The 9,327-nt window shown below is 51.9% G+C and carries 10 protein-coding genes; 5 read left to right on the forward strand and 5 right to left on the reverse strand.

Going from position 1 to position 9,327, the window contains the following annotated elements; translation table 11 throughout:
• On the reverse strand, positions 1–1,287 hold a 1,287-nt coding region (gene potE / locus KH813_RS04880), incomplete at its 3' end, for a putrescine-ornithine antiporter (protein WP_303993978.1).
• Between the two features lie 533 nt (positions 1,288–1,820).
• Between potE and KH813_RS04885 the strand changes: the two genes are divergently transcribed.
• Both KH813_RS04885 and KH813_RS04890 read left to right on the forward strand, forming a co-directional pair.
• Positions 1,821–2,534, forward strand: a complete 714-nt coding sequence (locus tag KH813_RS04885; RefSeq protein ID WP_303993956.1) for a TerC family protein — start codon at positions 1,821–1,823, stop codon at positions 2,532–2,534.
• 21 nt (positions 2,535–2,555) lie between these two features.
• Positions 2,556–3,236: a TerC family protein gene (locus KH813_RS04890; RefSeq protein WP_075939080.1), complete on the forward strand. Its 681-nt coding sequence runs from the start codon at positions 2,556–2,558 to the stop codon at positions 3,234–3,236.
• 54 nt (positions 3,237–3,290) lie between these two features.
• On the opposite strand, the gene KH813_RS04895 is transcribed toward KH813_RS04890, so the two are convergent.
• Positions 3,291–4,055 (reverse strand): SDR family NAD(P)-dependent oxidoreductase, encoded by a 765-nt coding sequence (locus KH813_RS04895; protein ID WP_303993960.1) that lies wholly within the window; start codon positions 4,053–4,055, stop codon positions 3,291–3,293.
• 149 nt (positions 4,056–4,204) lie between these two features.
• On the opposite strand from KH813_RS04895, the gene KH813_RS04900 reads away from it, so the two are divergent.
• From KH813_RS04900 to iadA, 3 genes are read left to right on the forward strand one after another with little or no spacing between them, the layout of a single operon-like run.
• On the forward strand, positions 4,205–4,996 hold the full coding sequence (locus KH813_RS04900) for a nucleoside recognition domain-containing protein (protein ID WP_303993963.1): 792 nt from the start codon (positions 4,205–4,207) through the stop codon (positions 4,994–4,996).
• A complete protein-coding gene (locus tag KH813_RS04905) occupies positions 4,993–5,478 on the forward strand; it encodes a nucleoside recognition domain-containing protein (protein WP_303993966.1) in 486 nt (161 codons plus the stop codon). Before KH813_RS04900 ends, KH813_RS04905 begins: the two co-directional genes overlap by 4 nt.
• Positions 5,479–5,520: 42 nt before the next feature.
• The gene (iadA, locus tag KH813_RS04910; RefSeq protein WP_303993969.1) at positions 5,521–6,690 is read left to right on the forward strand and encodes a beta-aspartyl-peptidase; all 1,170 of its coding nucleotides are present in this window, start codon (positions 5,521–5,523) and stop codon (positions 6,688–6,690) included.
• 62 nt (positions 6,691–6,752) lie between these two features.
• On the opposite strand, the gene KH813_RS04915 is transcribed toward iadA, so the two are convergent.
• From KH813_RS04915 to rbsC, 3 genes are all read right to left on the reverse strand, one after another.
• On the reverse strand, positions 6,753–7,187 hold the full coding sequence (locus tag KH813_RS04915) for a YbjN domain-containing protein (protein WP_303993971.1): 435 nt from the start codon (positions 7,185–7,187) through the stop codon (positions 6,753–6,755).
• Between the two features lie 361 nt (positions 7,188–7,548).
• Entirely contained in the window at positions 7,549–8,466 is a 918-nt protein-coding gene (gene rbsB, locus KH813_RS04920; RefSeq protein WP_075939085.1) for a ribose ABC transporter substrate-binding protein RbsB, read from the reverse strand.
• Positions 8,467–8,480: 14 nt separating this feature from the next.
• The coding region (gene rbsC / locus KH813_RS04925; RefSeq protein ID WP_303993975.1) for a ribose ABC transporter permease at positions 8,481–9,327 on the reverse strand (847 nt) is incomplete at its 5' end.

A 9,327-nucleotide genomic window follows, 5' to 3' on the forward strand; every position in this document is an offset into this window, starting at 1 on the left:
TTGAACTCGTTCCGGACGACGAGCCACGGTGCCGCGATAGAGCAGGTAACCGATGAAAAGTACAATGACCGCGCCGCGAATCGCTTCCAGACCCGCCGCATACATGGCGTACGTGGAATACGCAAGCGCCAGAGCGGAGATCCCGCGCATCCACAAAATCTGTTTTGCCGACAGACCCGCGACCCGCAAAAGCGTCGGCGCGGCGAGACAGCAGTACAGATAGGGTACGACATTGGTAACCACAGCGAGATTGACCAATCTTTCAAATTGCGCAAACAGATATTCATCCATGGTCATCAATGCCAGCAACGATTGAAGGACCAACAGGATCAGCGTGCCGTTAACAGGCACACCCTGTTTGGAAAGACGGCTGAATACTTTCGGAAATACGCCGTTTTGCGCGCTGCTTTTAAACACCTGCGCGAGCGTGAATTGCCAGCAAAGCAGCGCTCCCATGCAGGAAATAACCATCATCGCCATAACGATTTTGCCAATGGTACCACCAAACAATACGGCGAAAGTCAAACCGAACGGCGCATTGGAATGCAGTAAATCAAGATTCGGCACAATGCCCGCCATCACGTTGGTCGAAGCAATGTAGACAACGGCGACGTCAAGCGTGCCGAAGAAGGTGGCGCGCGGTACATCCCGCTGCGGATTTTCAATCGCGTCCATATTCACGGCCGCGGATTCAAAACCGAGGAATGCCCAAAGGGTCAGCGTGACGGATTCACTGACCGCGGAAAAGAACGGCGTCTCGGACGGATTCCACGACTCGATATAGAGCGTGGAATCAAACCAAAACCAACCGGCGACGGTTAAGAAAAGAACGGGCAAAAGCGATCCCCAAACCGTCACGGAACTGATGCTCCCCGTCCAACGGCTGCCGCCGAAATTGAGCACACCCGCCACCCACAAAAGCAGCATGGTAGCGGCGGCAATTTGGCCGGGATGCGGTTGCCAGCCGAAAAGAGTAGCGCCATACCCGACAGCCGATACGGCAATCGCCACATTGGCAATAATAAGGGAAACCGAATACGCGAAATTCGTCATGAAATAACCGGGCAAGCCGAAACGATACGCGGCATAACCGCCCATGCCGCCACTGTGCCGCGTGAACATGCCGCACTGGGCAAAAACGTGTGCCAAAAGCAATGAGCCGACCGCGGTCACCAACCAGGACAGAACGGAAATAGTCCCCACCTGCGCCAGCTTGGTAGGAAGCATAATGATCCCCGCACCCAACATATTCGCGGCGGTCAACATCGTCAGTTGCCACACATTCATTTTTTTCGTTACTTTTGCCAATGTACTCACCTCTCTTTGAATGTACCGTAGAGCGTTACGAGTCAAGTTCTTCGAAGCAATCGCAGACTCGTTGCGACTTGCCGACTATCGTATCAATAATAGAGTTAATTCGTGCGCGATAGATCACGATAGATAATGATAGATAATGATAAGTAATGATAGATATGAATAAATCACATTTTTGCTCGTTTTTTCTCTTTGGTGCATTTATTTTAACACCTATCCTCCTCTTTGCATAGTACTTTATAAAATTTATTTTTCGTTTTTAAAACGAATAGAAAAAGCCCTTTTTTAGGGCTTTTTCGGTCTTACCTTGATAACCTCTTTTTATATTTGGTATAATAACTTTCGTAAAAGGGAGTAACTAATTTGTCGTCGTCAACAACCCTGCTGATAAAAAAGCTGGCGCGACCATCCACAGGATGCAGTGAGACTTTTACTTGCAGCGTGCAAGGTAAAGGTCTCTTTCTTTATGTCGGAACATTTTATTTTTTACTGAGAAAGGCAGTGTTATGGATTTTTTATCCCCTTCATTTTTGCTTTCTCTCGGATCCATTATTCTTTTGGATTTGGTACTCGCAGGTGATAACGCGGTCGTGATTGCGATGGCGGCTCGCCAATTACCGCCGCATTTACAAAAGCGGGCGATTTTTATCGGTACGGCCGGCGCGATCATCGTTCGCGCGCTGATGACCGTAATCGCCACATGGTTATTAGGTGTGCCTCTGATCCAAGCGATCGGCGGTCTGATTTTAATTCCGATCGCGATCAAGCTGTTGCACCAGACCGGCAAAGATACCAACAAAGTTCTCTCCGCGACGTCGCTCAGCGGCGCGATTCGTACGATTATCGTGGCCGATGTCGCGATGGGAATCGATAATGTGCTTGCTATCGCAGGCGTTGCCCAAGGTAATATTGTCCTCGTAATAATCGGCCTTTTGGTCAGCATCCCGTTGGTGGTTTGGGGCAGCCAACTGATCGCCCGACTGATGGATCAATATCCGATCCTGGTGCCCGCGGGAGCGGCTTTGCTCGGTTACGCGGCCGGTACGATGATCGTGCACGATCCGATCGTCGGTCGCTACCTGCTCAACATTTCGCCGCTCATGGAACACTTCGTTCCCGCCGCGATCATTCTGTTCATTCTCGGTTTACCGCGCCTGCTGAGCAAACAATCATCCGCATCGACAGTTACCGAAGACAAAACGAATAACGAACAAAAATAATTTTTAAGTGAGGTCCTGGTATTGGAAATTTTAACATTACAATTTTGGCTCTCTGTCGCGTCCATTATTGTTTTAGATTTAGTATTGGCCGGCGATAACGCGGTCGTCATCGCGATGGCGGCGCGGCAGTTGCCGGCGCGTTTGCAAAACAAAGCCATTTTTATCGGCGCGGCCGGCGCTATCTTGGTGCGGGCGTCGCTGACTCTGGTCGCGGTCAAGCTGCTGACGGTGCCTCTTTTGCAGGCCATCGGCGCGTTGATTTTAATTCCGATCGCCATCAAACTGTTGCTGCCGCAGGAAAATTCGTCAACCGGCGTGAAAAAAGTCGCTTCCCTCGGTTCGGCCGTGCGTACGATTATCATTGCCGACGTAGTCATGAGTTTGGATAATGTGTTGGCCGTAGCGGGCGCGGCGCAAGGTGATCCGCTACTCGTCATCATCGGTTTGCTCATCAGTATCCCGCTGATCATCGGCGGCAGTAAACTGATCGCCCATTTCATGGAACGTTTCCCGCTGCTGATCCCGCTTGGGGCTGCGATCCTCGGTCATACATCGGGTGTTATGTTGCTGCATGACGGCATCGTCGGACCGTATCTTACGGCCTATATTCCGTACGCCGCCTATGTGGTTCCCGCACTAACGATTGCCATTGTGTTGCTTGTGCCCTATGCGCTCGTACATTGGAACAAGCGACAACGCTAACAATAAAAAACACCGCCTTGAGCGGTGTTTTTTTATTGCCTTATTTTTATTGCCTTATTTGCTTTTGTGAATCATCGATCCGGTCGCCTGTTGGTTCGCCAAGATCGTCACATCACTGATCTGCACGCGTCGCGGACGGGAAATAACGAATGCGATGATTTCGGCGATATCCTCCGGCGTCAATGCTTCCACACCGGCATAGACCGCCGCCGCGCGATCACTGTCCCCTTTGAACCGAACTTCCGAAAACGGTGTCTCGACAATGCCCGGCATGATCGTCGTCACTTTGATGTCGGTTTCAATCGTTTCAATCCGAATCGCATCGCCGAGCATTTTAACGGCGGCTTTCGTGGCGCAGTATACGGCGCCGCCGGCGTACGCGCCTTGCCCCGCGGTCGAGCCGAGGTTCACGATATGGCCGTTGCCGCGCTCGATCATCGCGGGCAGCATCGCTCGCGTCACATACAGTAAACCTTTCACATTCGTATTGACCATCTCATCGACGTCATCGAGATCATTTTCCGCATAGGGTTTCAATTCTCGCGCGAGCCCGGCGTTATTGATCAAAATATCGGGCACCAGTCCTTCTTCCACAAGCTGCTGACCGACACGTTCCACCATCGCGCGCTTGGTCACGTCCAGCGGAAAAACATGCGTTTTCGCGCCGTATTTTTCTTCCCACACGGCGGCCGCCTGCGACATCGGTTCGGTGCGTCGAGCGAGCAGAATTAATTCATAGTTTTCTTGCGCCAAGAGTTCGGCGGTAGCCAGGCCGATACCCGAACTCGCGCCGGTAATCATTACGATAGGTTGCGTCATGGTTTTTCCTCCCTGATGATTTCTATGTGCAGTATACCATAGCATTTTTAGCAAAATATAGACAAAACCTTGTGAAAAAATAAAAAGTATATTGCAAATGGATTTTTGTTTGTGTACAATAGACTAAATAAAGTAAAGGGAGGCTTAGTATGGCTCAAACAAATGAAGAAGTTCGCAATGCCGAACTTCACCAAGAAGAGCTTCGTCATGACGCCACCGTGACGGATCCTGTAGTGACGAACCCTGCCCCTCGGCCGGCGACGCCTCAAGAGGAGGGCCCCGCGATTACCTGGGGAAGCTATGTGGCATTTTTCGGAGCCTTGCTGTTTTTCTCCGGTCTTTTCGCCGAGGCAGCCGGCTGGTGGAAAGTGTTTGACTTTTCCGTCCTGAACGGCAGTTTCGGTACCTGGGAAACGGCGGCCGGTAAGATGGCTTCGTTCCGCGGTTCCGGCGGTACCGGCGCGCGCGACGGTTTTGTGTTTGCGCTGACGTTGCTTCCGGCTTTGATTTTCGCGATTGCTCTCATCCATGTGGTCGAAGGCTACGGCGGCTTGAAAGTCGCTCAAAAAATGCTTTCGCCGTTACTGCGTCCGCTCTTGGGTATCCCGGGCGTGTGCGGTCTGGCGATGATCGCCAACTTGCAGACGACCGACGCGGCGGCCGGCATGACCAAAGTGCTCTACGAAGACGGCTTGATCACCAGCCGCGAACGTTCCATTTTCTGCGGCTATCAGATTTCCGGCTCCGCGCCGCTTTCGAATTATTTCTCTTCGGGCGTAGCCGTGTTTTCCATCCTCTTGGTACCGATTGGCTTGCCGATACTGGTCATTATGATTTTCAAATTTATTGGCGGCAATATCGTCCGCTTCTATCTGCGAGCCACGGAAGGCCGTGACCCGCAAGCACAGACCACCGAAGGAAAGGCGGGTGACGTCGCATGAGTGAAGTACGCACTGCGCAAGTAAAACGCAAAGGCTTTATCGAGCTCTTCACCGAAGGCGCGTACAACGGTCTGATAATCGGCGTTCGCAACATGCTGCCGAACGTCATGCTCGCCTTCATCCTGATTCACGCTTTGAAAATTACGGGACTTTTGGACTGGATCGGTTCGATCGCCGGTCCGATTATGTCGCTCTGGCTCCTGCCGGGTGTCGCGATCACCGTAATCATGGCGTCATTGCTTTCAATGGGCGGCGCTATCGGCATCATGGCGGCCCTCTTAGCCGCCGGCGCCATCAGCCCGTACGAAGCGACCGTAATGGTACCGGCCTGCTACCTGATGGGCAATCCGGTGCAAAACGTCGGCCGCGTATTGGGTACGGCGGAAGTTCCGGGAAAACATTACCCCATCATCATTTTCATCTGCGTATTCAACGCAATGGCTTCCATCTGGGCCATGGAATTGATCCTGGCATTATTCTAAAACGCCGCCCTTCGGGGCGGTTTTTGCTGAAAGGATACCTTTATGCTGACCTTATTAAAGAATGCGCATGTATTTGCGCCAGAAGACCTCGGAACGAAAGATATTTTAATCGCCAACGGCATCATCGAAGCCATCGATGACCAACTCGATGTACAAGGTGTTGAAGCGGAAACGATCGACTGCGAAGGCATGCGATTGATCCCAGGTTTTATCGACGGCCACGTTCATATCACAGGCGGCGGCGGCGAAGGCGGCTTTCATACCCGCACGCCGGAAATGCCTTTATCCAGAGCGACACGCTGCGGCGTGACCACCATTTGCGGTCTATGCGGTACCGACGGCGTGACCCGTTCGCAGGAAAACCTGCTCGCCAAAGCGTATGCGTTGGAGAATGAAGGTCTCACCGCCTACATGTATGTCGGTTCGTACGAAGTACCGACGCCGACCATCACCGGCAGCATTCGTTCCGACATCATGCTGATTGACAAATGCATCGGCGCCGGCGAAATCGCCGTTTCCGATCACCGTTCGTCACAGCCGAATTACGATCTCTACCGCGATATCGTCGCGCAGGTCCGCATCGGCGGTATGCTCGCGGGCAAAGCGGGCATCGTTAATTTCCACATGGGCGACGGCGAACGAGGACTCGAGCCGCTGCGTCAGATCGCAAACGAAACGGAAATTCCTTATACCAACATGCTGCCGACCCACACCAACCGCAACCAACATCTGTTTAACGAAGCGGTACAGTATGTCAAAGACGGCGGCTATATCGACCTCACGTCCTGCGTCAGTCCGGAGGCGGGAAGCAAACATGCCGTCAAACCGTCCAAAGCGATTCGCCGCCTAATTGAGGAAGGCTGCGACATGTCGCATGTCCTGATGAGCTCGGACGGCTACGGCTCGGTACCGCTCTTTGACGATCACGGCAACAACATCGGCGTCGGTATCGGCGATCAGTCCTCACTGATGACCGAATTCCGCGATGCGGTCGAAACGGAAGGCTGTGATTTTACGACCGTCCTTTCCATTCTCACCAAAAACGTCGCCGACCTCTTCCGCTTCAAGAAAAAAGGCGAAATCGCCGTCGGCAAAGATGCCGACTTCATGACGATCAACGACCGGTTTGAACTGCAAAAACTGTGGGCCAAAGGCCGTCTCATGGTCGATAACGGCGAGCCGATCGTTTTCGGCACATTTGAAAAGCACTGAGCTTTTCGCACCGGCACGGCAATAAAAAAGAACCGCGGTTGCGGTTCTTTTTTATTGGTTTTTTACGCCCAGATTTTTTTCATCAAACCGGCATAATTTTCCGTCAGGTGACCGACCATGACATCCAAAATCACACGAATTAATTCCGGATTGAAGTCGTCATCTGTTGTCGGTACGCAGGCGTCCAGGAAAATATTTCCGTCTTCATCGAGGAAATATTTGAAGACTTTATACGAACGGTTTTGTTCGTTCAAGTAGGTCAATACCTGTTCTTCATTTTTCTCTTTGAGCGCGCCCGTCGCTACCTGGACACGAATCATCACGTAGATGGTGTCGTCGACAAAAAGCGCCGTCGGCAAGCTTTGCCCTTCCGTTTGAATATGGGAACGGAACACATGCGTGTGGATTTCATCGCCGATCTCTTCCACCTGGAAGATGCCCGGGTGATTTGCTTCAAAATACTCTTTCAGTGCTTTTGCTTTTGTTTCCTCAGCCATATTAGTCCTCCTCTGTCGTACTTATATAGTAATTCCATTATAAACTAAAAAACGAACGCGGTACAGTCACAAAAGTAAAACGATACGGGCAACCTCGCAAAACGGTTGACGCACCTGCCTCAGTTATTTCTGTTTCTCCTGTATGTTCGGCCGTCAGAAATTTCAGGAAATCTGTATTTTATTCTGGATGCAAATCATTTTCTGACTTCCAGGCACTTCCAAAATTGTCGCCATGTCATCTGTCATCTTTATTACATCGCTATCATTTGTTGGGCAATGCACGACCGCTTTTTTATACAAAAAAGGACAAGCGGATGCTTGTCCTTTTTATCTACCTCATCAAGTTGTCATGGAACTGCGCTTATTTCGTGACGAGTTTCAACGGTACGGCGATATGATCGGCAACCGCTTCTTTTTTAACCGCTTTAACGGCGGCTTCAAGGCCCTGTTCGCCCATCAGTTTCGGCTGCTGCGCGATCGTAGCCGCCATCGAACCGTCTTTAACGGCTTTAATGCCGTCTTCCGTGCCGTCGAAACCGACGATAAATACTTGTTTTCCGGCGCTCTTCGCCGCTTCAATAGCACCGAGTGCCATTTCATCATTGTGCGCGAAAATAGCCTGGATTTCGGGGTTGGCTTGTAAAATGTTTTCCGCCACCGTCAGACCTTTGGTCCGATCGAATTCTGCCGTCTGTTTGGCGACAATGTTCAATTTGCTGTCGGCGAGTTTGTGGAAGCCTTCACCGCGTTCACGAGTCGCAGATGCGCCCGGGATACCTTCCATTTCGGCAACCGCTACATTGCTGCCGAGTTTATCGATAATGTATTGCGCCGCCATTTCGCCGCCTTTAACGTTATCGGAAGCGATCAGGGATACGACTTGGCCGCCATCAGAAGCGCGGTCCACCATCAGAACCGGAATACCGGCTTTGTTGGCCGCTTCAACCGAGTTGGCGATCGCCGCGGAATCGACCGGGTTGATCAGCAAAACGTTTACTTTGTGCTGGATCAGGTCCGCTACATCATTGGCCTGTTTAGCCGGATCGTTCCCCGCGTCAAGCGTCTGCACGTCTACGCCCAAAGCTTTCGCTTTTTCGGTGACACCGTCGCTCAACGTGACGAAGAACGGATTGTTCAAAGTCGATACGGAGAAACCTACCGTAATTTTTTCACCGGTTTTAGCCGCCGGTGCTTCTTTTTTGTCGCTGCCGCCGCAACCGGCCATCAAAACGACCAGGCAAAGCGACATCACGACGAGTAATAACTTGCGTAACTTCATTCCATAACCCCCTCTTATTTTTTGCGATCCATCAGAACCGCCAACAAAATAACGCCGCCTTTGACAACTTGTTGGTAAAAACTGGAAACATTCAAAATATTAAGTCCGTTTGTGAGCGTGGCGATGATCAACGCACCAATCAGAGAACCCGTGATGCGGCCTTTACCGCCGGCCAGACTGGTCCCGCCCAAAACGACCGCAGCGATCGCGTCAAGTTCATAACCGGTCCCCGCCGTAGGTTGGGCGGAGTTGAGGCGGCTCGTAATGATGATCCCCGCCAACGCGGTTAAAAGACCCGTGATCGCGTATGCGAAAATTTTGACGCGCGAGATATGAACACCCGCGATGTACGATACTTTTTCACTGCCGCCGACCGCATACGTTTTTCGGCCGAGCGTCGTTTTATTTAAAATAAACCAGCAAAGCGCGAACATGAGCAACGTCGTGATCGCCGGCACCGGTACGCCGAAGACGTCGCCTATGCCAAACGCCGTGAAAAACGGATGCGAAGTCAAGCCGCTGATCGGACGACCGTTGCTGTACACCAGCGTCGCCCCGCGGAAGATCGTCATCGTCGCCAAGGTCGCGATAAACGGCGCGACTTTACCATACGTGATAATGAGTCCGTTGGCGGCGCCGAGCGCGATACCGATCAGGCAACAGAGCGCCATGCTCACGACAGGGTCCGTGCCGCTCTTGATCATGCCCGCCATCAACGCGGTCGAAAGCGCCAGCAGCGAACCGACGGAAAGATCAATGCCTCCGGTCAGAATGACAAACGTCATGCCGAAGGAAATCAGCGCGTTGACCGAGACTTGCCGCAACAGGTTCGACAGGTTGGACGGATTAAGAAATGTCGGA

It is taken from the genome of Negativicoccus succinicivorans (assembly GCF_018373335.1).
Taxonomy (GTDB): Bacteria; Bacillota; Negativicutes; order Veillonellales; family Negativicoccaceae; genus Negativicoccus; species Negativicoccus succinicivorans_A.

Coding starts and splice junctions, on each gene's coding strand:
- KH813_RS04885 (WP_303993956.1), top strand. CDS start 1,821: ATGGATTTTTTATCCCCTTCATTTTTGCTTTCTCTCGGATCCATTATT.
- KH813_RS04895 (WP_303993960.1), bottom strand. CDS start 4,055: ATGACGCAACCTATCGTAATGATTACCGGCGCGAGTTCGGGTATCGGC.
- KH813_RS04900 (WP_303993963.1), top strand. CDS start 4,205: ATGGCTCAAACAAATGAAGAAGTTCGCAATGCCGAACTTCACCAAGAA.
- KH813_RS04905 (WP_303993966.1), top strand. CDS start 4,993: ATGAGTGAAGTACGCACTGCGCAAGTAAAACGCAAAGGCTTTATCGAG.
- iadA (WP_303993969.1), top strand. CDS start 5,521: ATGCTGACCTTATTAAAGAATGCGCATGTATTTGCGCCAGAAGACCTC.
- KH813_RS04915 (WP_303993971.1), bottom strand. CDS start 7,187: ATGGCTGAGGAAACAAAAGCAAAAGCACTGAAAGAGTATTTTGAAGCA.
- rbsB (WP_075939085.1), bottom strand. CDS start 8,466: ATGAAGTTACGCAAGTTATTACTCGTCGTGATGTCGCTTTGCCTGGTC.